The following is a 21,804-nucleotide window of genomic DNA, read 5'->3' on the forward strand; positions in this document are numbered from 1 at the left end:
TCAGTCCCCGTCGTCGAAAGCGTCATCATCGTCGTCGTCCTCGATTACCACCGGCGGCGCCACAGGTGCCGGCGGCGCAACCGCGGGCGGCGCCACAGGTGCCGGCGCTGGCGCGGCTGGCGCCGGCGGTGGTGCTGGCGGCTCTGCCGGCCCGGACTCGGCCGGATCCTGCGCCGGCGGCACGGGGTCCTGCGCTGGCGGCGCCGTTGGCGGCTCCGACGGCGGCGCTGACGGCTCGAGGCCGGGTGCAGGAGTGCCGCCGGGACCGGCACCCAGCCGGACAGGCTGCGAGTCGATGACCGGCGGGCCGGCCGGTGCTGCGAGGAGGCTGCCAGCCACAGCGAGCAGCACCGGGATAACCAGTACGGCTGCCATCACTGCGATGCGTCGGATCATGTGCATGCCTTTATGCTGTCAGGCCTTCATGAGGGGCTGATGAAGCGGGCATGAAGAAACCTTCATCCGCGATGGCGCCAGGAAACCTTTCTTGCCCGCCGGCGTCGGTAGATTGGAGCCATGACTGACGTTTCTTCCCCTCATTCCGAATCTGCAACCTCCGCCGGCCGGGAAACCAACGGACGCGGCACCATCCTGGTGATCAACGGCCCCAACCTCAATCTGCTGGGCACCCGCGAACCGGAAAAGTACGGCACGTCCACCCTCGCCGACGTCGAACAGCTGGCTGCTTCAACGGCACAGGCCCACGGCTTCACGGTGGAATGCGTCCAGTCCAACCACGAGGGCGTCCTGCTGGACGTCATCCACGCGGCCCGCACCAACGCTGTCGGCATTGTCCTGAACGCCGGTGCGTTCACGCACACCTCCGTCGCCCTGCGCGACGCCTTGGCAGCGGTGCAGCTGCCCGCCGTCGAGGTTCACATCACCAATGTGCATCAGCGCGAGGAATTCCGGCACCATTCGTACCTGTCGCCGGTGTGCGTCGCCGTCATCGTGGGGGCCGGCGTGTTCGGATACAAGCTGGCCATCGACTACCTGGCTGAAGCCCTGTAGCCATGACCGGGCGGACCGCGGCGTGGTACCGGCATTTCGGCACGGTTGACGCGCCGGGGTCATCGCCCTGTTATGCCGAATGGTCGCTGGGCATCGCCGAGGACCCACCGCTGATCGCCCGCATTGACCTGTGGCCGAATGACAAGCGGCAGCCCATCCTGCTGTTCGCGGCCGCGCGGTTCCTCGGCGCAGTTCCCGGCCCCTTCGAGGAGTTCCGCAGGTTCCTTGAAACCCACTGGGACGACGTCAGCAGGGTGGTCCAGTCCCGCGCGACGCAGACCAACGAGGCAGGACGCTGCGCCACCCTCCTGCCCTCCCTCGCTGCGATCGCCGCGGCGGAGGGCAGGCCGCTGGCGCTGCTGGAGGTGGGCGCCTCGGCTGGCCTGGCCCTGTACCCTGACCGTTACCGCTACGAGTACGACGACGGCACAACCGTCACGCGGCTGTCTCCGGTTTCTGACGGGGGAACCCCTGCCGCGGCCCCGATCCTGACGTGCGCCACCAGCGGCTTGGTTCCGCTGCCGGCAGCGCTTCCACCGGTGGTGTGGCGGGCGGGCATTGACCTGAACCCGCTTGACGTGGGCAATCCCGATGACGTCGCCTGGCTGGAAGCCCTGGTGTGGCCGGAGCAGGAATTCCGGCGGGAGCGGCTCCGGCAGGCTGTAGCGATTGCGCGGCGGGATCCGCCGCTGCTGGTGGCAGGCGACCTGAATGAACGGCTGCTGGAGGTGGCGGCGCAGGCTCCTGCCCAGGCAACCCTGGTGGTCTTCCACAGCGCGGTCATGGGTTACGTCAGCGCGGCGGGGCGACTCGCGTTCCGGCAGGCCATGGCCCGGCTCTCAGCCAGCCGGGGATGCCACTGGCTGTCCAATGAGGGGCAGATGGTGATTGACCAGGAAGACGGCTCCACTGAGGTACCCGAGGTGGACCCGCAGCTGATCCTGGGCAGGTTCCTGCTCACCCATAACGGCACTCCCGTGGCCATCACCGGGCCGCACGGCCAAAGCCTCGACTGGCTGTGAGCCGGGCGTGCGTCCTACTTCTGGATGCACTGCCCGGAGGAAACCGGCGCACTCAGGCCGGCAGCCTGTGACGCCACCGGGTAGAGGTCATCCATGGTGATCGCGAAGCCCATTTCGGCGTCGGACGTCGCTTTGGCAAAGATGACTCCCGCCACCAGGCCGTCCATGGTCAGCAGCGGTCCGCCGGAGTTCCCGGGCTGGACGTCTCCGGCGAGGCGGTAGATGTCTTCCGGCGCCGGGTTCTCGCCGTAGATATCCGGCACCAGCACCGAGGCGATGTCCTGGACCGTGGCTGGGTTGGACTTGAACGGACCGCCGTGTGGGTACCCGGCGAAGGCGGCCGGGCTGCCGCCGGGAAGGTCTGATGTCAGCGCCAGCGGTTCGGACGGCAGCCCGTCCACGGCCAGGACGGCGAGGTCGTGCCGGGTGTCGAAATAGACCACGCGTCCGGGCATCGCCCCGCCGTTGGGGACCTCCACCACGGGCTGCGACACGCCCGCCACCACATGGGCATTGGTCACAACCCGCCCGGGAGACACCACGAAGCCGGTGCCGGTCTGGTTCTGGCCGCACTGATAAGCCGTTCCGGCGATTTTCAGGACCGATTCGGCCGCCCGGTTCAGCTCCGGCGTATTGGTGCTGGCATTGGGGACAGCTACCTGGGGTCCCTGGCCGAGGCCTTCGATCAGCGTGGGGATGCCGTTTCCGATCACCGTTGAACGGAGCTGCGCAAGGGTCGCCTTGACCGGGACGGGCGTCAGTCCGTCGATGTACCGGATGACCCGGGATTCGGCGAGCTGCTGGGAGACGAAGGGAACACCCAGGGAGCTGATACTGAAAGCCAGCATGGACATAACGAGGGCTGAAACCACCACATTGACGGCCCCGCCGACCAGCCGGTCCACGGCCCGCAGCGGTTTGATCCGCACGGCGCCGCGGATTTTGCGGCCGATCATGGTTCCGAGGCCGTGGCCCATGGCCATCAGTACGACGGCGGCCGCCACGATGGCGGTAAGCCTCCAACCGGAGTCATCCACGAACTCGCTGACGAGGGGGACAGCAAAGAAGGCGGCTACGGCGCCCGCGGCGAAGCCTGCGATGCCACCGAGGGTCACCAGGAAGCCGTTGCGCAGGCCATAGATCAGGTAGGACAGCAGGGCCAGGATCAGCGCAAGGTCCAGAACGGTCAAGCCAAACACTGACGCTCCTCTAATACGGTTGAGAACCAATTCTAGGGGCGTACGCTGACATTCCTCTGTGGAGGGCCTTACGGTGCCGGTTCCCGCCGGGTTCGGGCGCCAAAGCTTCCCCTCGCCGTGCTGCCCGGGCACCCGCATGGCCCTCTTTGCACCCATTCAGCGGCGTTTCCGCTGCCAAGTACGTCACAGAACCTTGAAACTTCTGAAACAATGGCAAAAGCGCCACAGCCGAAACTTTTTATTCAGGAGATTTTATGGACATCGAGGTACTGCGCCGAGCACCACTCTTCGCCACGCTTGACGACGAAGCATTCAGACTGCTGACGGACGAGCTGACCGAGGTGGACCTTTCACGCGGTGCATCGGTATTCCGCGAGGGCGATCAGGGTGACCAGCTCTACTTCATCGTCTCGGGCAAGGTAAAGCTGGGCCGCACCTCCCCGGACGGCAGGGAGTCCCTCCTGGCCATCCTCGGCCCGGGCGAACTGTTCGGCGAAATGGCACTCTTTGATCCCAGCCCCCGCACGGCTACGGCCACGGCCGTTTCCGAGACCCGCCTGGCCGGCCTGAAGAACGAGAGCCTCAACGGCCTCCTGCGGACCCGCCCTGAGGTGTCAGCCCAGCTGCTGCAGGCCCTGGCCCGCCGCCTGCGCCGCACCAACGATTCGCTGTCCGACCTGGTCTTCTCCGACGTTCCCGGCCGCGTGGCCAAGGCGCTGCTGGACCTGGCAGACCGCTTCGGCCGCCCCGCAACTGACGGCGTCCTAGTGGCCCACGAGCTCACGCAGGAAGAACTGGCCCAGCTGGTCGGCGCCTCCCGCGAGACCGTCAACAAAGCCCTGGCAGAGTTCGTCCAGCGCGGCTGGCTCCGCCTCGAGGCCCGCGCCGTTGTGATCCTGGACATGCAGCGCCTCCGCCAGCGCTCCCGCTAAGCCACATAGCAAAAGCCGCTCCGGTTCTGAATCGGAGCGGCTTTTGTTGTTAACGCACTTAGGCGGCCCTTCGCCGTCGCCCTGACGCACGCTTCCGGATGCGGGCGACCTCGGCCTTTTTCGCGTCCCTGGGAAACGCTCTCTCACTTAATGTGGCTTTTCCTCAAGCGCTCTCTCACTCTCCTAAAGAAAGTGAGAGAGCGTCGGCCGGAAACCCACATTAAGTGAGAGAGCGTTTCCAGCCGGGGCGGAGTCTTCCGCGCAGGAGCGCGGGTCAGCGTTCGCGCTGGGGGTCTCCGGCTACGGTTATGGCGGCCTCGACTTCGAGCATCAGCCTGCCGTCCTCTTCGACCAGCTTCGCCTGGTAGACGTGGGGCTTGCGCTTGTAGCTGAGGTAGGCGATGCAGCCGTTCGCGGCGGCCATCTTCTCGAGCATGATCTCGGAGCCCGGCACCAGGAGCTGGCCGAGGGTGAGGCCGACCGTGTTCTCCTGGCCCACCTCGTCGCCCAGGGCGGTGGTGTCGCGTTCGGCAATGGCTTTCGTGGCGCACACCCAGCGGCCCCAGACGCCTTTGCCCTCCAGCAGGCTCGGCTGCTGGTTCACCGGCACAGTAGCTGCAAAGTAGCGGGTGTCGAAGCGCCGGTGGGCGAAGTCCGGAGTCCGCCAGTTGACCAGCGACTTCAACAGGTCGGTCCGGACCGAGAGCCCGCGTTTGGCGAGCAGCTCGGGGAAGCTCTTCTCCTGCTCTGCCACAGCCACGCGGATCTTCATCCATTCGTGGCTGGACGTGCCTTCCACAGTGGTGGACATGTCCGGCCCGGCCAGGAGCACACCGGTTTCCTCAAACAGCTCGCGGATGGCGCCCACCACGTGGCGGCGCGCCAGCCCGACGTCGTCCGTCCCCAGGTGGTCAGCCCAATGCTGCGCTGAGGGACCCAGCCACCCGACGGCGTCGTCGTCGGACGCCTCCAGGGAACCTCCCGGGAAGGCGAGCACGCCCAACGGCGAGGAGCCGGGGCGGTATCCCAGCCACGTCTCCAGGCCGGTGGGCGAATCGCGCAGAAGCACCACGGAGGATGCCGGGCGGGCGGCGCGCGGTGTCCGCTCGCCATGGTCCAGCCAGCTTTGAGCCGCCCCTTCCAGATCCGGAGGGAGGGCGAACAGGCGTCGGGCGAGGTGAGGCAATTGAGTGAACCGGGTCCTTAGCTGAATTCAGCGATCAGTTCGACCTCTACCGGGGAGTCCAGCGGAAGGACGGACACCCCGACGGCGGAGCGGGCGTGCTGCCCCGCCTCGCCAAAGACCTGGCCAAGGAGCTCGGACGCGCCGTTGATGACGCCGGGCTGGCCGGTGAAGGACGGGTCCGATGAAACGAAGCCCACAACCTTCACGATCCGGGTGATGCGATCAAGGTCACCTATGACGCTCTTCACTGCTGCCAGCGCGTTGACAGCGCAGACGGCGGCGTAGGCCTTGGCGTCCTCCGGGGACACGGTGGGCTCGTCGGACGTGCCCTCCGTGCCGGTGGAAACCTTGCCGGTTGCTTCGAGTTTGCCGTTAATAAAGGGCAGCTGGCCGGAGGTGTAGACGTAGCTGCCGGTGATGACCGCCGGCACGTAGGCGGCTACCGGGGCGACCACCTCCGGAAGGGTCAGGCCCAGCTCGGCGAGACGCTGTTCGACGGCGGAAATGGGAGCCTCTGGAGCTCCGGATGCGGTCTCTGCGGAGGTGCTCACTGCTACTGCTTCTCCCTCTTGAGGTAGGCAACCAGGCCGTTGCCGTCCGGTCCGGTAACTACCTGAACGAGTTCCCAGCCGTCCTCTCCCCACTGGTCCAGGATCTGCTTGGTGGCGTGAATAATGAGCGGAATCGTCGCGTACTCCCATTTGGTCATGAGAGAAAGACTAGTCGTTGCCGGTAAAGTGGAAAACATGGTGACTCGTAAGAACCCCATTTTCGACACGGCCACTACCCTCGGAAAGATATTTGGTTTCCTTGGCGTGAGCGCTATTTGTGGTGTCCTGGTGGCAGGCCTGCTGGTGCCGGCCGCAGCAGTTTCAGGCAGCGCGGCGAGTGGCTCGATCGAGTTCTTCGACACCCTCCCGGCGGAGCTGAAAGTGGACCCGCCCAACCAGACCACCCGCATCCTGGCCTCTGACGGCAGTGTGATCGCGAGCGTCTTCGAGGAGAACCGCACCAAGGTCAGCCTGGACCAGATCTCGCCGTTCATGAAGGAAGCCGTCATCGCGGTGGAGGACAGCAGGTTCTACGACCACGGCGGCGTTGACACCACCGGCATCATGCGAGCATTGGTGGCCACCGCCCGGGGTAACAAGCAGGGTGCTTCCACCATCACCCAGCAGTACGTCAACAACGTCCTCAACGCCAACCTCGCCGCTGAGGGCAAAGACGAGGACATCAAGCTCAACGGTGTCAACAAGGGCGTCGGCGACAAGCTTCGTGAGATGAAGCTCGCCATCGCCCTCGAGAAGGAATTCTCCAAGGAGCAGATCCTTGAGGGTTACCTGAACATCGTGTTCTTCAACCGCGACGCCTACGGCATTGAAGCCGCGTCCAAGTTCTTCTTCAGCACCACGGCCAAAGACCTCACCCTTCCGCAGGCCGCACTCCTTGCGGGACTCGTCAACAGCCCCTCGGCCTTTGACCCGATCAACAACCCTGAAAGCTCCAAGGCCCGCCGTGACCTGGTGCTGAGCCTGATGCTGAGCCAGACCAAGATCACCCAGGCCGAATATGATGCCGCCGTGGCCACACCGGTGGAGACCCAGGTCACCCCGGCACGCCAGGGCTGCGCCTACGCGGCCACCGCACCGTACTTCTGCGACTACGTGCTGCACCTGCTGGAAAACAACCCGGCGTACGGTGCGGACCTGAAGGAACGCCAGCGCCTCATCTACGGCGGCGGGCTGACCATCACCACCACGCTGGATCCGGCAGCCCAGGCATCCGCCCAGGAGCAGGTCAACGCTTCTGCCGGCGCCAACCCGGACAAGTGGGGTGCGGCACTGGTTTCGGTGCAGCCCGCCACCGGCAAGATCACCAACATGGCTCAGAACACGTCGTTCCTGCCGGCTGAGGGCGGCTTCGATTCCCAGGTCAACTTCAGCGTTGACCAGCTCGACAAGGACGGCAACGACCTCAACGGCCTCGGCGGTGCCCAGCCCGGGTCGACCATGAAACCGTTCACGTTCGCGGAGTGGCTGAACGAAGGCAAGTCCATGAACACCGTGGTCAACGCCGCCCAGCGCCGGTATCCGCTGAACTTCAACTGGAAGCACACCTGCGGCCAGGTGACCGGCGCGTACAACACTGCGCAGAAGGCCCTCGGCGCGGCGGATGACCTGCAGAACGCGGAACCTCAGTTCTACCGGAACATGCCTGTCCTTTTCGGCCTCTACAACTCCATCAACACGGCCACCTTTGCCTCCGCCGCACAGCTTGATTTCTGCGGCATCCAGAAGGTCGTGGACGCTGTCGGACTGCACAGCGGGCTGCCGAACAAGGATGGCGAGCCCAACCCCAAGATCGACATGTCCACCCTGGGCAACCTGCTTGGCTCCACCCAGACGGCGCCGCTGACCATGGCCAGCGCGTTCGCCACCTTCGCGAATGACGGCAAGTACTGCGAGCCGATCGCCATCACCTCCGTGACTGACCAGTCCGGCGCCCAGTTGCCCGCCCAGAGCAGCAGCTGCCGCGACGCGATCAAGCCCGAGGTTGCCCGTGGCGTGAACTACGCCCTGCAGGAAGTGATGAACGTCGGTTCCGGCTCCCTGATCCAGCCGCGGCTGTCCACCAGGACCAACTTCCCGGTTGCCGCCAAGACCGGTACCTCCAACATGAACGAATCCACCTGGGTTGTCGGGCACACCACCGGGCTGGCAACCGCCGCCTGGTTCGGCGATCCGCTGGGCGCCCAGAACCGCCCGGGCCGTGACCTGACCTTCAACGGCAAGTTCTACGAATCCCTTGACGGCTACATGATCGCCGGGCCCATGTTCTCCAAGTTCATGACCCAGATGGCCCCCGCGTTCGGCACGGACCCGTTCCCGGCACCCCCCACCAACATGGTGAGTGGCGGCGGCACGCAAACCCGGACACCATCCACCCAGGCAACGGCCCCGGCCCCCGCCCCGCAGGCCTCAACCCCGGCCGCGGACAGCCCGGGCAACAGCGAGAAGAAGGACTAGCCGCCCATGGCCGTCAGTCCTGCGTTGGCGAGCCGCGTCCGGAACATCGGGCGCGGCTTTGCCGTCACCGCCGCCACGGGAACAGCAGCCGGTCTCGCTGCCTTCGGGTACGGGCTCTGGGAGAAGAACCAGTTCGTCCTGCGCGAAGAAACCCTGCCCATCCTGCCGCCGGGCCAAGCGCCTTTCCGGGTCCTGCACCTGAGCGACATCCACTTTGTCCCCGGCCAGGACACCAAAGCGGCGTGGCTTGAATCGCTGGCCTCGCTGAAGCCGGACCTGGTGGTCAACACCGGCGACAACCTGAGCCATGTCAACGCCGTGGATCCCCTCCTCAAGGCACTGCGGCCGCTCATGGAATTCCCCGGCGTGTTTGTGCCCGGATCCAACGACTACTACGCCCCCACGCTCAAGAATCCCGCGTCCTACCTGCTGGGACCCTCGAAGGCCAAACCGAAGCCGGTCGAACTCGACTGGCCGCGCCTGCGCTCCGGGTTTGGCATGGGCGGCTGGATTGACCTCACCAACCGGCACCAGTCCGTGGTGCTGAAGGGAATGCGCTTCGACTTCTCCGGGGTTGACGATCCCCACCTGCACCGGGAACGCTATGCCGGCTGGCCCCGCGGCACCCGCAACCAGGACCAGGACCCGCACCTTCGCGTGGCCGTCATCCACGCCCCCTACCAGCGTGTGCTGGACCACTTCACCGAGGCCGGTGCGGACCTGCTGCTGGCGGGCCACACCCACGGCGGACAGTTGTGCATCCCGGGCTATGGTGCGCTGGTGGCCAACTGCGACATCCCCACGTGGCGGGCGAAGGGCCTCAACGACTGGGAAAGTGACGGACGTACGACGCCGGTAAACGTCTCGGGCGGCATCGGCACCTCACGTTTCGCTCCCATCCGGATCGCCTGCAAGCCAGAGGCTGTGCTGCTGACGCTGACGTCCCGCGAACAGGGCGTGTGAACAGGCTCACGTCATGGCATAGGGTAGTTGCTACGGGAAACTACATTCGATTTAGAGCTTGAGAAGCGGGCATGGCCAAGCAGACCTCATTTTTCAGATCCATCAGCCGTCTCTACCCCCACGTCAGGCCGATCCTCCCCCGGCTGGTGCTGGGACTCATCAGCGCCCTGCTGGCCAGCCTTGTGGCCCTGACCATCCCGCAGGTGCTCCGGGTCCTCGTCAACGAATCGCTGAAACCGGGCGGCGCGGCGGGCGCAGTCTGGACGGCCGCCGTCGTCATCCTGCTCCTCGGCATCGCCGAAGCGGTCCTCGTGGCCCTGCGCCGGCAGTTTGTGATCAACCCTGCCACCACCGTGGAAACCAGGATGCGGGTCTCGCTGTACGGGCACCTGCAGGACCTGACCGTCTCCTTCCATGACCGCTGGGGCTCCGGCCAGCTCCTCTCCCGGGCCATGACGGACCTGAACTTCCTGCGCCGGTGGATGGCGTTCGGCGCCATCATGCTTGTTGTCACCACCCTGACGGTTGCCATCGGCATCGTGGTGATGTTCTCCATGAGCTGGCAGCTGGCCCTGATCTTCATGGCCGCCGCGGTGCCCATCATGGCGTACAGCTTCCGATTCCGGACCCGCTTCAGCAAGGTGGCGCGCCGCAGCCAGGATCAGGCCGGCGATCTTGCCACCACCGTGGAGGAATCGGTCCACGGAATCCGCGTCCTGAAGGCTTTCGGCCGCAGCCGCGAAGCCCTGGAGAACTTCAACGAGCAGGCCGAGGAGCTCCGCCAGACCGAGATCGCCAAGGCCAAACACCAGGCCGGCTTCACCATGGTGGTGACCCTGCTGCCGGAGCTCGCGCTGGGCGCCGGCCTGGTAGTGGGCGTGATGCTTTGCGCCAGCGGCCAGCTGAGCATCGGTGCCCTCGTGGCGTTCTTCGCCACCGCCGCGGTGATCGCCACGCCCGTGGAATTTTCCGGCATGCTGCTGGCCATGGCACTGTCCGCCAAGACGGCTCTCGACCGCCACTTCGAGGTGATGGATTCGGTGAACACCATCACCAGTCCCCCGGCCCCGCGCAAACCGGAGCAGCTAAGGGGCGCCCTGCGTTTCAACAACGCCGCCTTCGCGTTCGAGGACGCCCCGGACAAGCCCATCCTGCAGGACGTCAACCTGGAGATCCTCCCGGGTGAAACCATGGCGCTGGTGGGCATCACCGGCAGCGGCAAGAGTGCCCTGATCCAGCTGGTCCCCCGCCTGTACGACGTCACGGCCGGTTCCATCACCATCGACGGCGTGGACGTGCGCGAGTTCGCCGTCGACGAGCTCCGCAAGGTGGTGGGCGTCGCGTTCGAGGACACCACGCTGTTCTCCAGCTCGGTCCGGGACAATGTGCTCCTCGGGGCGCAGGAGCGGACCGAGGAAGCACTCGACGAAGCCCTCGACGTGGCCCAGGCCCATTTCGCGTACTCGCTGCCGGAGGGTGTGGACACGCTCATCGGCGAGGAGGGCCTGAGCCTGTCCGGCGGGCAGCGCCAGCGGCTCGCCCTGGCCCGGGCCATCGCCGCACGGCCGCGGGCACTCGTGCTGGATGACCCCCTCTCTGCGCTCGACGTGCACACCGAGGAACTGGTGGAAACCCGGCTCCGGGCGGTCCTGAAGGACACCACCACGCTGATCGTCGCGCACCGCCCTTCCACTGTGGCGCTGGCTGACCGGGTGGCGCTGCTCGAGGACGGCCGGATCGCCGCCGTCGGAACCCACACCGACCTGCTGTCCCACAACCCCCACTACCGCTACGTCATCGCCAGCCTCGACCAGGAACCACGGGACCTGGATACGGAACTGTCGGAACTCGAGGAAGCGGCAGAGGAAGCCACCCGATGAGCAACTCAACCTTCGGCACCGCCAATGAGGACAACGCCCACCTGAGCAAGGCGGAGAGCAAAGCCGTACGACGCCGGTCGCTCGCCCTGCTTGCCACGCTGATCCGTCCCGTCCGGCTCAGGTTTTGGCTGACCATCGCCATGGTGGTCCTCTCGCAGGCGGCCCGGGTGGCCGGGCCGGCGCTGATCGCCTTCGGCATCGACCACGCGCTGCCCGCCCTCCGCGCCGGGGACAACCTGCCGCTGGTGCTCACCGGCGTCGCTTACCTGCTGGCGGCAATCACGACGGCGGGACTGACCGCCCTCTACGTCACCTCCACCGCGAGGCTCAGCCAGGCCATGCTGCTGGACCTGCGCGTCCGGGTCTTCCGCCACACCCAGCGCCTGAGCCTGGAATTCCACGAAAAGTACACGTCCGGCCGCATCATCGCCCGGCAGACCTCGGACCTGGAGGCCCTGCGCGAACTCCTCGACTCAGGTGTGAGCTCGCTGGCGTCCGGCCTGCTGTTTATGATTTTCACGGCCATCACGGTGTTCGTCCTGGATTGGAAGAGCGGCCTGATTGTCCTGGCCGCGGGAGTGCCCATGTTCTTCCTGGCGCGCTGGTACCAGAAGCACTCCCAGATCGCCTTCCGCGAATCCCGGGTGGTGTCCGCCGGCCTCATTGTGCACTTTGTGGAGACCATGACCGGGATCCGCGCCGTCAAGGCCTTCCGCAAGGAACGGGAGAACGCCGAACGCTACGGCCGGCTCGCCGAGGACTACCGGCAGGTCACCGTGCGCTCCATCAACCTGAGCGGCGTTTTCCAGCCCGGCCTGGTGCTGATCGGGAACGTGTGTGTGGCCGCGGTCCTGCTGTTCGGCGGGTTCCGCGTGCTGGGCGGGGACCTTGCGGTGGGCGTGCTGCTGGCGCTGATCCTTTCCACCAAGCGTTTCTTCCAGCCGGTTGACCAGATGGCCATGTTCTATAACTCCTTCCAGAGCGCCCAGGCCGCCCTGGAGAAGGTGTCCGGCCTCCTGGAAGAGGTGCCGACGGTCCGGCCGCCCAAGAACGCCGTGGCGCTCCGCGATGCCCGCGGCTCCATCGAGTTCAAGGCCGTGGAGTTCCGGTACGGCGACGGTCCTGTGGTCATCCCCGCTCTGGACCTGCACATTCCTGCGGGCCAGACTGTGGCACTCGTAGGCCAGACCGGCGCCGGCAAATCCACGCTGGCGAAGCTGGTGGCCCGTTTCTACGACGTCTCCGCCGGTTCCCTGACCCTGGACGGGGTGGACCTCCGCAGCCTCAGCACCACGGACCTGCGGCGGAACATCGTGATGGTCACCCAGGAGGCCTTCCTGTTCAGCGGCTCGGTGGCTGACAACATCGCCCTGGGCCGGCCCGAGGCCTCCCGCGAGGAAATCGTTGAAGCCGCCCGGGCGGTGGGCGCCCACGGGTTCATCACCGAACTCCCCGACGGCTACGACACGGACGTCAACAAGCGCGGCGGCCGCGTCTCGTCCGGCCAGCGGCAGCTGATCAGCTTCGCCCGGGCGTTCCTGGCCCGGCCGGCGGTGCTGATCCTGGACGAGGCCACGTCGTCCCTGGACATCCCTTCCGAGCGGCTGGTGCAGACCGGCCTGGCGCGGCTTTTGCAGGCAACGTCCGACGCCGGCAGCGGGCCGGGTGCCCCGGGGTCCGGTGACCTGCCCGGTTCAGAGAGCGCTCCTGACCCCGCCCGCGTTGATGCTGCCTACGGCAGCGCCGCGGGGGGTGCGGGACGGACGGCGCTGATCATCGCCCACCGGCTTTCCACGGTTGAAACCGCGGACCGGGTGCTGGTGGTCCACGACGGCCGCATCGTGGAAGACGGCACGCCTGCCGAACTCATCGGCGGCGGCGGCCGGTTCGCGGACCTGCACGGCGCCTGGAAGGACTCGCTGGTGTAAGGATTGGCACCCCGGCCGACGCCGATTTCGCATCCGGGCGGGCATCGGATACTCTTGTAAAGTTGCTTTTGCAGCGGATCGGGATGTGGCGCAGCTTGGTAGCGCGCGTCGTTCGGGACGACGAGGTCGCAGGTTCAAATCCTGTCATCCCGACCAAATAAAAAGAGGGCCCCCCTTGGGAGGCCCTCTTTTTGCATCTCCGGTGGCATTGAGAGGGGCAGGAAATCGGCAGCATGGCACGAGCACGAACAAGATCAGGCAGGCACGAAAAAGCCCCGGGCATGATATCCATGCCCGGGGCCGCGCGCCTCCGAAGTGAGGAAGCTTCTACATCGGGTTGGGCCAGTTACCGCTGTATGCGGTGTAGGAGGTGTCGGCGGTAGACTTTTTGCCCTTGTCGGCCTTCTCCTTGGTGGACATGGGATTGGGCCAGTTACCGCTGGCAACGGCGACACCCGTGCTGTCGGAAACGGAACCTGCGGACAGGACGGCTGGTGCCGCCGCCGAGAATGCCAGGGCGCCGGCTAGTACAGCTGCTGCTGCAATCTTCTTGAACATTTGAGTTCCTCAATACGAGTCGGATTCGTTACAAAGTCAGCACGTCCTTGTTGACACTTATTGTAAAATGGGTCCCACAGGGCCTGTCAAGCTTTGCGTCCCAAGACGGTCCGGAACAAGGAGGAACCCCATGGGCAATGGATTCGGGGAAAAACTTCGAGCAGAGCGGCTTGAGCGAGGGCTGACTCAGGCCGAACTCGGCAAGGACCTCTATTCCCCCAGCTATATATCACTCCTGGAGACCGGCCGCCGCGAGCCTACCGCCGAGGTAATCGATGAACTCGCCCGCCGTTTGGAGTTGGCGCCGAAAGCTTTGGAGGCCTGGAGCCAGCCCATCTCGGCCAGCGACGCCGAGTACGTCCTTGCCGGTCTCTACGCGCGGCAGGCCTGGGACCTTCGCGACTACGAGCTTGCCGCCAGCCATGCCGCAACGGCCGCAAAGATTGCCCTCGAAGGCAAGAACACAAGCGCCTGGTGGAACATGACGTACATGCAGGCCGAGTGCCTGGTGCGGCACGGTGACCTGCTGGAATGCCAGCGCATCACCGAGCGGCTTATCGAACATCCGATGGCACGGGAATCCATAGGACTGGGAGTACGTGCCCGCCAAATGCTGGCTGCTGTCCTGCAGCGGCAGGGCCAGCTGTCAGCCGCCGTGGATCAGGCCTTGGAAGCCACCAAGCTGTCCGAGCAGCTGCCGAAAAGTTCAGCGATCATCATCGGGGCCCTGCGTGTCCTCATCGGAGCCTTGGCGGAGAGCGGCCGGCTGGAGGAGGCTTGGACGTACTGTCAGACGCTGGTCAGCCAGGTTGATGCAACCACGATGCCCCAGCTTGCCGGTGAGGTCGCCTGGGTAGTGGGCAACGTGGCCTTTATGCGCCATGACTATGCAGAGGGAGTCAAGGAACACGAACGGGCCGCAAAGCTGCTGTCCCCCGCCAACGACATCGAAATGTGGGCCCGGTTCAACAAAGCATCGGCCGCCGTCAGGCTGCAGGCAGGCATCGTCGAGCCCGAGACCCTGGCCTCGATCGAGCGCGCAGAGCTGGCATTCTCCATTGTTTACGAGATGAAAAGTGATGAACTCGAAGTCGCGTTCATCCGTGCCCGCTGGCTTTACCTCACCGGCGATATCGTGGCCGCCATTGAGAAGTTACGGAAAATCCATGCAGAACGTGAGGCCTTGGCCAAGCACACCGCCGGCGAGGTTGCGCTCCTGCTCGGCAAGTCCCTCAAGGCCGCCGGCGAGTCAGAGGAAGCGATTGTCTACCTGAAGGAAGCGCAAAAAGCCTTCAGCTCCGCCGGAGCCCAGGATCTGGTCCAGCAGGCTTTGGATGCCATCCTTGAAATCAATCTGGCCCAGCAGCGCGCAGCCGCGGCGGCAAAAAAGGCCAAAGCCAGCTAGTGGCGGACCCGGCTGAAAACCGGGCCCGCCAGGGCAAGCTAGACGAACTTCTTGCCGGTCAGCTTCTCGTAGGCCTCTACATACCGGCTGCGGGTGCGGGCTATGACATCCTCGGGCAACGCCGGCGGCGGCACATCCGAGGAGCGGTCCCAGCCGGATTCAGCTGAGGTCAGCCAGTCGCGCACGTACTGCTTGTCATAGGACGGCTGCGCCTGCCCGGGCTGGTACGTGGCCGCGTCCCAGAAACGGGACGAGTCCGGGGTGAGGACCTCATCGCCCAGGGTGATGGCACCGGACACGGCGTCGTAGCCGAACTCCACCTTCGTATCAGCCAGGATGATGCCGCGTTCGCGGGCGGTCTTCTCCGCCGTGGAGTAGATCTTCAGGGTCAGTTCGCTGAGGCGTCCGGCGATGTCATCCCCCACCATGGCCGCAACATCGTTGTAGGAGATGTTCTCGTCATGCTCGCCGATTTCGGCCTTCGCGGACGGCGTGAAGATGGGCTTCTCAAGCCGTGAACCGTCCACCAGGCCCGGAGGCAGCGGAATCTCGCAGACCGTCCCGGAAGCCTTGTACTCCAGCAGCCCTGACCCGGTGAGGTAGCCGCGGGCAATGCACTCCACCGGGAACATGTCCAGCTTCTTGCAGATCATCGCACGGCCTTCAACAGCCGCGGGAACCCCGCCTTCCACAGTGGATGCCAGAACGTGGTGCACCACATCAAGCTGGTCGAACCACCATAGGCTCAGCTGGGTCAGGATGCGGCCCTTGTCCGGGATCTCGCTTGCCAGGACGTGGTCGTACGCACTGATGCGGTCGCTGGCCACCACCAGGACGCAGTCCTGGCCCACCTGCTCGCGGATGGATTCGTCCGCAGGTTCGTACAGGTCGCGGACCTTGCCGGAATAGACGTGCGTCCAGCCGGGCAGGTCAAGGGTTGCGGTGCTGAAGCCGCGCTTCCGGGCTTCCTCAGCGGAATTCTCAGTCATGGTTATGCCTTCGCCTTCGTGACAGGCAGCGATGCGGTTGCGTTGGAGGCAACCTTGATCTCGCCGCGGGTCGCCTTGCGTCCGATGTCCGTCCGGAACTGGGAGCCTTCGAGCTGAACCAGCTCCACGCCGTCGTACGCCCGTTCCCGTGCCTCCACCAGGTCACTGCCGAGGGCAACAACGGCGAGCACACGCCCGCCGGCGGAAATCACCTTGCCGTTTTCGTCCAGCGCGGTGCCTGCATGGATCACGTGCACGCCCTCGAGCGCCTCCGCTTTCTTGAGCCCGCGGATGCGGTCGCCGGTGCGCGGGGTGTCGGGGTAGTTCTCAGACGCGACGACGACGGCGACAGCGGTCTCCTTGGACCAGCGCAGCTCGTCTGCCTTGTCCAGTTCGCCCTTGGCCGCTGCCAGCAGCAGCGCGCCGAGCGGGGTCTTGAGCCTCGCCAGCACAGCCTGGGTTTCGGGGTCGCCGAAGCGGACGTTGAACTCGATGACGCGGGTGCCGCGCGACGTCAGGGCCAGGCCGACAAAGAGCACGCCCACAAACGGGGTGCCGCGGTGGGCCATGGCGTTCACGGTGGGCTGGGCCACGCGCTCGATGACTTCGTCCACGAGCCCGGCTGGAGCCCACTCAAGCGGGGTGTAGGCTCCCATGCCGCCGGTGTTGGGGCCCTCGTCGTTGTCGAAGATGCGCTTGAAGTCCTGCGCCGGGGACAGCGCCACCGTGTTGCGGCCGTCGCAGAGGACAAAGATGGAGACCTCGGGGCCGTCCAGGAATTCCTCGATTACCACGGTGCCGCCGGCGTCGAAGCAGGTCTGGGCATGGGCCAGGGCTTCATCGCGGTTTTTGGTGACCACTACCCCCTTGCCGGCTGCCAGGCCGTCATCCTTGACGACGTAGGGTGCGCCGAAGGTGTCCAGGGCCGAGGCTGCTTCCTCTGCGTTCGTAGCCACCATGGCCATGGCCGTGGGGACGCCCGCTTCGGCCATGACTTCCTTGGCGAATGCCTTGGAAGCCTCCAGCTGGGCCGCGGCTTTGCTGGGTCCAAACACCGGTATGCCGGCCTCGCGGACGGCGTCGGAAACCCCGGCAGCAAGCGGCGCCTCAGGGCCGACCACAACAAGGTCAACACCGAGCTTCGTGGCCAGGGCGGCTACGGCGTCCGGATCATTGCCGTCGATGTTGTGGGTGGGGACCAGCTTGCTGATCCCGGCGTTGCCGGGAGCTGCATGGACTTCGGACACGTTGGGATCGGCGAGCAGGGAGCGGACAATGGCGTGTTCGCGGCCTCCAGGGCCAATGACGAGTACCTTCACAGTCTCCAAGGGTACTTTGTGCACCCTTCCGTTTCCTAAGGGAGAAAGTCCCAAGCTGTCTGCCTGCCCAACCATCCCTGTTGCCTGCCGCAACGAACCCACAGCATGAAGAAGCTCCTGAACTGGCTCAAGGAACCCGCCGCCCTGGCCGCTTTGGCAGGCGTGGCGGCCGCCGCCGTCGTGCTTGCCGTGGCGGAACTGATCGGAGCGTTCTTTACGGCGCGCGCCACCCCGGTCATTGCTCTGGGGTCCACATTCATCGACTTCACCCCGCCGTGGCTCAAGGATTTCGCCATTTCCACGTTCGGCACCAATGACAAGGCCGCCCTCTTTGTGGGGATGGGGCTGACCATTGCCGCGCTGGCCTGCCTGCTGGGCGTGGCGGCATACCGAAAGTGGGCGCTGGGGGTTGCAGGGGTGCTGCTGATGGGAGCGGTGATTGTGGCCAGCGTGGTGACGCGGGCAGGCGTCCAGCCCCTGGATGCCATCCCCACCGTGCTGGGCACGCTGGCAGGCCTGGTGGTGCTGAGGCTGCTGGTGGCGCCCCTCTGGCAGCTCAGATCGTGGCCGGAAGCGTCGGCCGACACCGCAGCCGGGGAAGCCGGCCGCACCGCCACGAGCCGCCGGCGCTTCTTCGCCGCTACGGCCCTCACTGTCGCGGGGGCCGGAATCGCCGCCACGGGCGGCCGCCTGCTCAGCGGCGCCCGCAGCAACATTGCCAAAGCGCGGGAAGCCTTGCAGCTTCCCGCGCCGGTTAAGGCGGCCGCGGCGGTTCCCGGCGGTGTGCAGTCCCCGGTGGCCGGCGTCACGCCCTGGATCACCCCCAACGGAGAGTTCTACCGGATCGACACGGCCCTCAGCGTGCCCGAAATCAACGCCGAGGACTGGGAGCTTCGGGTCCACGGCATGGTGGAGCAGGAAATCCGCCTGAGCTTCCAGGACCTGCTCGACGCCGACCTTATCGAATCGCACGTGACCCTCACCTGTGTGTCGAATCCGGTGGGCGGAAACCTGGCCGGCAACGCGAAGTGGCTGGGCTTTCCGATTCGTGAGGTCCTCAAGCGGGCCCGCCCCAAAGACGGTGCGGACATGGTGCTGTCAACCTCAATCGACGGGTTCAGCGCCTCCACGCCCCTGGAAGTCCTCCTCGATGACCGGGACGCCATGCTGGCGATCGGGATGAACGGTGAGCCGCTGCCTCTGGAACACGGCTATCCCGTGCGCATGGTGGTTCCCGGGCTGTACGGCTTCGTCTCGGCGACTAAGTGGGTGGTGGACCTGGAGGTAACGCGCTTCGCGGACAGCAAGGCCTACTGGACAGAACGTGGCTGGTCCGAGCGCGGCCCCATCAAGACCATGGCCAGGGTGGAGGTGCCCAGGTCTTTCGCCAAGGTGCCGGCCGGCCGCGTGGCAATCGGCGGGACGGCCTGGGCGCAGACCCGCGGCATCACCAAGGTGGAAGTGCAGATCGACAACAACCCCTGGGCCGAAGCCGTCCTGTCCGCCGAGGCGTCCCTCATCACCTGGCGGCAGTGGTCCTTCGACTGGGACGCCACGCCGGGTCCGCATTACATCAAGGTCCGGGCCACCGACGGCACCGGTGAGGTGCAGACGGATCAGCGGGCCGATCCCGTACCCGACGGAGCCTCAGGCTGGCAGTCAGTCATGGTCACCGTGGAGTAGCGCGGCCTTCCGCATTCCTTCCCAAGCCGCTACCAGGGCATTCCCTCCGGGGGCCATAGACTTGGCAGCATGCCCCACAACCCGCATGCCACGTTCACCGTGGACTCCGCCGTAGAACTCGCCGTCATCGAACGCAGCGGATTTGTGGAGTCCCGGCACATCGGTTCCGCAGTAGTACTGTCAGCCGACGGCAGTGTGGTCACCGAACTCGGTGATATCAGGACTCCGCTCTATGCCCGCTCCTCGCTCAAACCGCTGCAGGCGCTGGCATCCATGCAGTCCGGCGTTCCGCTCCGCGGCGCGCAGGTGGCGGTGGCCTGCGGCAGCCACGTGGGTTCCCTGGACCATATGGATGTGGTGGAGGGAATGCTGAAGGCAGCCGGCGTGAAGGAAGAACAGCTGCAGTGCCCCGCCGCATGGCCGCAGGACGAGACAGCCCGCAACTGGCTGCTGCGCTCCGATCGCGGCAAGTCCAGGCTCGCCTTCAACTGCTCAGGCAAACACGCCGCGTTCCTGTGGGCCTGCACGGAAAACGGCTGGGACACCCAGAGCTACCTGGAGCCGAACCATCCGCTCCAGCAGCGGGTCCGCAGCGTAATTGAGGAGTACAGCGGCGAGCACATCGCCCATCTGGGCATCGACGGGTGCGGCGCCCCGGTTGCGGCCATTTCCTTGACCGGCCTGGCCCGCGCCTATTCCATGCTGGCCAAGGCGCCGGGAGACAAAAACTCCAACGCCCGCGCCGCCACCATCGCCACCTCCATGCTCGACTACCCCTGGGCGGTCCAGGGCCGCGGCGAGGCCAACACCATCGTGATGGACGAACTCGGCATTATCGCCAAGATCGGCGCTGAGGGCGTGCTGGCCATGGCCACTCCCCAGGGCGTCTCGGTGGCCATCAAAATGCTGGACGGGAACCTGCGCGCCACGTCCCTGGTGGGCCTGACGCTCCTCGCCGCCGCCGGCGCCGCGGACATCCCCGGCGTCTCCAGTGTCCTGGAAAAGGTGGTGGCCCCGGTGATGGGCGGCAGTCACCCGGTAGGCAAGATCCGCCTGGGTCCGGCCGTGTCGGCCCTGCTGGACTGAGCCCGCCCGGCTGAACCGCCGGAGTGAACCCGCCCGGCTGAACCGCCCCGAAGGGAAGCTGCCCGAATGGAAGCTGCCCGCTAAGCGCAGGGCGCCCGGACCGCTGACTGCTTCGCCAACGGCGCGCTGCCAACGGCCCGGACTTCCTGTGGGTTCCCCGGAGGGCAGGCGGCTACGCCGCGCTGTCCTGGACCGGCCCGACGGCGGTTGCCATGCTCGGCTGGTAAGGGCGCCCCAGTGCCCGGTATTCCCATCCCCGGGACGTGTACCGCTCGGGATCGAGCGCGTGCCGTCCGTCCACGATGCGGCGGTGGCGCACCAGGACCCCCAGATCGTCCGGGTCTGCCGTGCGGAACTCGTCCCACTCCGTCAGGAGTGCCACAACGTCGGCCTGTTCCACGGCGGCAGCCAGGCTGCCCGCGTAGTTCAGGTCCGGATAGAGGCGGTGGGCGTTGGCGTTGGCTTCCGGATCGTAGACGCTGACTGTGGCGCCCTCGAGGTAGAGCATCCGTGCAACGTCCAGTGCGGGGGCATCGCGTACGTCGTCTGAGTCGGGTTTGAAGGCAGCCCCGAGGGCAGCGATCTTCATCCCGGCAAGGCTTCCCCCGGCAAGCTCCCTGACCAGGTCCACAGTGCGGACGCGGCGGCGGTTGTTGATGGAATCCACCTCGCCAAGGAAGCTGACGGCCTGCCCCACGCCGAGTTCCTCGGCGCGGTGCTTGAAGGCGCGGATGTCCTTGGGGAGGCAACCGCCGCCGAAGCCAAGGCCGGGTTTGAGGAACCTGCCGCCGATCCGGTCATCCAGGCTCAGGGCGGACGCCAGGAGGCTGACGTCGGCGGAGGTGGCCTCGCAGACCTCGGCCATCGCATTGATGAAGGAGATCTTTGTGGCCAGGAAGGAGTTCGCGGCCACTTTGACCAGTTCCGCGGTGGCGAGGTCGGCAACGACCAGCGGGGTACCGTCGTCGAGCAGTGGCTTGAAGGCGCGCCGGAGCGCGTCCTCCGCCCAGTCCGAGGTCACCCCGAACACCAGGCGGTCAGGATGCAGTGTGTCCTGGACCGCGAAACCCTCGCGCAGGAATTCCGGGTTCCAAGCAAGTTCGAGTTCCGTGCCCAACGGCGAAATGTCCGCAACCAGGGCTGTAAGGCGTTCAGCGGTGCCGATGGGAACCGTGGATTTGCCCACCAAGAGTGCTTTGCGGCGGATCCGGGCGGCCAGGCCGGTAAATGCCGCCTCCACGTAACTGAGGTCCGCCGCGAATGAGTTGGGTGCCTGGGGCGTGCCAACGCAGATGAAGTGCACGTCGCCGAATTCGGCAACCTCATCCAGATCGGTGGTGAACTTCAGCCGGCCGCCGGCCAGTGCCTCCTGGAGCTTCTCTGGCAGCCCCGGTTCATAGAAGGGCACCTTCCCTGCCCGGAGCTGTTCTATCTTGTGGTGGTCGACGTCGAAGCCCATGACGTCGAAGCCCATGATCGCCATGCAGATTGCGTGAGTTGCACCGAGGTACCCGGTACCGATCACCGTGATTTTGGGCGCGCTTAAGGACTCAAGGTTGTTCATTGGATTCTCGTTCCATTGGTGTGAAGAGAGGATTGAACAGAGTTCCCGGTTCC

Annotated in this window: 19 protein-coding genes and 1 tRNA gene; 11 read left to right on the forward strand and 9 right to left on the reverse strand. The window is 65.9% G+C overall.

Annotated elements, in window-relative coordinates:
- Nucleotides 1–396 carry a hypothetical protein gene (locus tag IDT60_RS16060; protein ID WP_164198705.1) on the reverse strand — a complete coding sequence of 132 codons (396 nt, stop codon included), beginning with the start codon at nt 394–396 and terminating at the stop codon, nt 1–3.
- Between the two features lie 120 nt (nt 397–516).
- Between IDT60_RS16060 and aroQ the strand changes: the two genes are divergently transcribed.
- Together aroQ and IDT60_RS16070 are read left to right on the forward strand one after the other, a co-directional pair.
- Nucleotides 517–1,011, forward strand: a complete 495-nt coding sequence (aroQ, locus tag IDT60_RS16065; protein ID WP_191079803.1) for a type II 3-dehydroquinate dehydratase — start codon at nt 517–519, stop codon at nt 1,009–1,011.
- 2 nt (nt 1,012–1,013) lie between these two features.
- The gene (locus IDT60_RS16070; RefSeq protein ID WP_191079804.1) at nt 1,014–2,033 is read left to right on the forward strand and encodes a DUF2332 domain-containing protein; all 1,020 of its coding nucleotides are present in this window, start codon (nt 1,014–1,016) and stop codon (nt 2,031–2,033) included.
- Nucleotides 2,034–2,047: 14 nt separating this feature from the next.
- Here IDT60_RS16070 and IDT60_RS16075 read toward each other — a convergent pair whose 3' ends face one another.
- Complete coding sequence (locus IDT60_RS16075; protein ID WP_191079805.1) at nt 2,048–3,232, reverse strand: MarP family serine protease; 1,185 nt, start codon at nt 3,230–3,232, stop codon at nt 2,048–2,050.
- Nucleotides 3,233–3,486: 254 nt separating this feature from the next.
- On the opposite strand from IDT60_RS16075, the gene IDT60_RS16080 reads away from it, so the two are divergent.
- The gene (locus IDT60_RS16080) at nt 3,487–4,164 is read left to right on the forward strand and encodes a Crp/Fnr family transcriptional regulator (RefSeq protein WP_123254700.1); all 678 of its coding nucleotides are present in this window, start codon (nt 3,487–3,489) and stop codon (nt 4,162–4,164) included.
- 274 nt (nt 4,165–4,438) lie between these two features.
- Here IDT60_RS16080 and IDT60_RS16085 read toward each other — a convergent pair whose 3' ends face one another.
- Genes IDT60_RS16085 through IDT60_RS16095 form a run of 3 tightly spaced genes read right to left on the reverse strand, consistent with a single transcriptional unit; the run spans nt 4,439 to nt 6,059 of the window.
- Nucleotides 4,439–5,350, reverse strand: a complete 912-nt coding sequence (locus tag IDT60_RS16085; protein WP_191079806.1) for an NUDIX hydrolase — start codon at nt 5,348–5,350, stop codon at nt 4,439–4,441.
- A 17-nt stretch (nt 5,351–5,367) separates the two neighbouring features.
- Nucleotides 5,368–5,901 (reverse strand): RidA family protein, encoded by a 534-nt coding sequence (locus IDT60_RS16090; RefSeq protein WP_191079807.1) that lies wholly within the window; start codon nt 5,899–5,901, stop codon nt 5,368–5,370.
- 2 nt (nt 5,902–5,903) lie between these two features.
- Entirely contained in the window at nt 5,904–6,059 is a 156-nt protein-coding gene (locus IDT60_RS16095; protein WP_011693223.1) for a DUF4177 domain-containing protein, read from the reverse strand.
- A 37-nt stretch (nt 6,060–6,096) separates the two neighbouring features.
- Here IDT60_RS16095 and IDT60_RS16100 point away from each other — a divergent pair, with 37 nt between their 5' ends.
- The 5 genes from IDT60_RS16100 (at nt 6,097) to IDT60_RS16120 (ending at nt 13,303) form a co-directional block, all read left to right on the forward strand.
- Nucleotides 6,097–8,376, forward strand: coding sequence for a transglycosylase domain-containing protein (locus IDT60_RS16100; RefSeq protein WP_191079808.1), 2,280 nt, complete (start codon nt 6,097–6,099; stop codon nt 8,374–8,376).
- Between the two features lie 6 nt (nt 8,377–8,382).
- Nucleotides 8,383–9,339: a metallophosphoesterase gene (locus IDT60_RS16105; RefSeq protein WP_191079809.1), complete on the forward strand. Its 957-nt coding sequence runs from the start codon at nt 8,383–8,385 to the stop codon at nt 9,337–9,339.
- Nucleotides 9,340–9,410: 71 nt separating this feature from the next.
- A complete protein-coding gene (locus IDT60_RS16110) occupies nt 9,411–11,219 on the forward strand; it encodes an ABC transporter ATP-binding protein (protein ID WP_191079810.1) in 1,809 nt (602 codons plus the stop codon).
- Nucleotides 11,216–13,147 carry an ABC transporter ATP-binding protein gene (locus IDT60_RS16115; protein WP_191079811.1) on the forward strand — a complete coding sequence of 644 codons (1,932 nt, stop codon included), beginning with the start codon at nt 11,216–11,218 and terminating at the stop codon, nt 13,145–13,147. Before IDT60_RS16110 ends, IDT60_RS16115 begins: the two co-directional genes overlap by 4 nt.
- A gap of 79 nt (nt 13,148–13,226) precedes the next feature.
- Nucleotides 13,227–13,303 (forward strand) — tRNA-Pro (locus IDT60_RS16120).
- A 171-nt stretch (nt 13,304–13,474) separates the two neighbouring features.
- Here IDT60_RS16120 and IDT60_RS16125 read toward each other — a convergent pair.
- Entirely contained in the window at nt 13,475–13,705 is a 231-nt protein-coding gene (locus IDT60_RS16125) for a hypothetical protein (protein ID WP_191079812.1), read from the reverse strand.
- Nucleotides 13,706–13,835: 130 nt separating this feature from the next.
- On the opposite strand from IDT60_RS16125, the gene IDT60_RS16130 reads away from it, so the two are divergent.
- Complete coding sequence (locus tag IDT60_RS16130; RefSeq protein ID WP_191079813.1) at nt 13,836–15,110, forward strand: helix-turn-helix transcriptional regulator; 1,275 nt, start codon at nt 13,836–13,838, stop codon at nt 15,108–15,110.
- A gap of 38 nt (nt 15,111–15,148) precedes the next feature.
- Here the strand turns inward: IDT60_RS16130 and IDT60_RS16135 are convergent, their stop codons facing one another.
- The gene (locus tag IDT60_RS16135; RefSeq protein ID WP_191079814.1) at nt 15,149–16,099 is read right to left on the reverse strand and encodes a phosphoribosylaminoimidazolesuccinocarboxamide synthase; all 951 of its coding nucleotides are present in this window, start codon (nt 16,097–16,099) and stop codon (nt 15,149–15,151) included.
- Nucleotides 16,100–16,101: 2 nt separating this feature from the next.
- Nucleotides 16,102–17,418: a phosphoribosylamine--glycine ligase gene (purD, locus tag IDT60_RS16140; RefSeq protein WP_164206766.1), complete on the reverse strand. Its 1,317-nt coding sequence runs from the start codon at nt 17,416–17,418 to the stop codon at nt 16,102–16,104.
- Nucleotides 17,419–17,523: 105 nt separating this feature from the next.
- Between purD and IDT60_RS16145 the strand changes: the two genes are divergently transcribed.
- Nucleotides 17,524–19,101, forward strand: a complete 1,578-nt coding sequence (locus IDT60_RS16145; RefSeq protein WP_191079815.1) for a molybdopterin-dependent oxidoreductase — start codon at nt 17,524–17,526, stop codon at nt 19,099–19,101.
- A gap of 69 nt (nt 19,102–19,170) precedes the next feature.
- Nucleotides 19,171–20,187: an asparaginase gene (locus IDT60_RS16150; RefSeq protein WP_191079816.1), complete on the forward strand. Its 1,017-nt coding sequence runs from the start codon at nt 19,171–19,173 to the stop codon at nt 20,185–20,187.
- 172 nt (nt 20,188–20,359) lie between these two features.
- Here IDT60_RS16150 and IDT60_RS16155 read toward each other — a convergent pair whose 3' ends face one another.
- Nucleotides 20,360–21,751: a UDP-glucose/GDP-mannose dehydrogenase family protein gene (locus tag IDT60_RS16155; RefSeq protein WP_191079817.1), complete on the reverse strand. Its 1,392-nt coding sequence runs from the start codon at nt 21,749–21,751 to the stop codon at nt 20,360–20,362.
- Nucleotides 21,752–21,804: the final 53 nt, after the last annotated feature.

This window comes from Pseudarthrobacter sp. BIM B-2242 (assembly GCF_014764445.1).
Lineage (GTDB): Bacteria > Actinomycetota > Actinomycetes > Actinomycetales > Micrococcaceae > Arthrobacter > Arthrobacter luteus_A.

Excerpts from the sequence above, each read along its gene's own strand:
- IDT60_RS16125 (WP_191079812.1), bottom strand. The coding sequence starts at position 13,705 with ATGTTCAAGAAGATTGCAGCAGCAGCTGTACTAGCCGGCGCCCTGGCA.
- IDT60_RS16095 (WP_011693223.1), bottom strand. The coding sequence starts at position 6,059 with ATGACCAAATGGGAGTACGCGACGATTCCGCTCATTATTCACGCCACC.
- IDT60_RS16155 (WP_191079817.1), bottom strand. The coding sequence starts at position 21,751 with ATGAACAACCTTGAGTCCTTAAGCGCGCCCAAAATCACGGTGATCGGT.
- IDT60_RS16150 (WP_191079816.1), top strand. The coding sequence starts at position 19,171 with ATGCCCCACAACCCGCATGCCACGTTCACCGTGGACTCCGCCGTAGAA.
- IDT60_RS16115 (WP_191079811.1), top strand. The coding sequence starts at position 11,216 with ATGAGCAACTCAACCTTCGGCACCGCCAATGAGGACAACGCCCACCTG.
- IDT60_RS16070 (WP_191079804.1), top strand. The coding sequence starts at position 1,014 with ATGACCGGGCGGACCGCGGCGTGGTACCGGCATTTCGGCACGGTTGAC.
- IDT60_RS16105 (WP_191079809.1), top strand. The coding sequence starts at position 8,383 with ATGGCCGTCAGTCCTGCGTTGGCGAGCCGCGTCCGGAACATCGGGCGC.
- aroQ (WP_191079803.1), top strand. The coding sequence starts at position 517 with ATGACTGACGTTTCTTCCCCTCATTCCGAATCTGCAACCTCCGCCGGC.
- IDT60_RS16100 (WP_191079808.1), top strand. The coding sequence starts at position 6,097 with ATGGTGACTCGTAAGAACCCCATTTTCGACACGGCCACTACCCTCGGA.
- IDT60_RS16145 (WP_191079815.1), top strand. The coding sequence starts at position 17,524 with ATGAAGAAGCTCCTGAACTGGCTCAAGGAACCCGCCGCCCTGGCCGCT.
- IDT60_RS16110 (WP_191079810.1), top strand. The coding sequence starts at position 9,411 with ATGGCCAAGCAGACCTCATTTTTCAGATCCATCAGCCGTCTCTACCCC.
- IDT60_RS16080 (WP_123254700.1), top strand. The coding sequence starts at position 3,487 with ATGGACATCGAGGTACTGCGCCGAGCACCACTCTTCGCCACGCTTGAC.
- IDT60_RS16130 (WP_191079813.1), top strand. The coding sequence starts at position 13,836 with ATGGGCAATGGATTCGGGGAAAAACTTCGAGCAGAGCGGCTTGAGCGA.
- IDT60_RS16135 (WP_191079814.1), bottom strand. The coding sequence starts at position 16,099 with ATGACTGAGAATTCCGCTGAGGAAGCCCGGAAGCGCGGCTTCAGCACC.
- IDT60_RS16060 (WP_164198705.1), bottom strand. The coding sequence starts at position 396 with ATGATCCGACGCATCGCAGTGATGGCAGCCGTACTGGTTATCCCGGTG.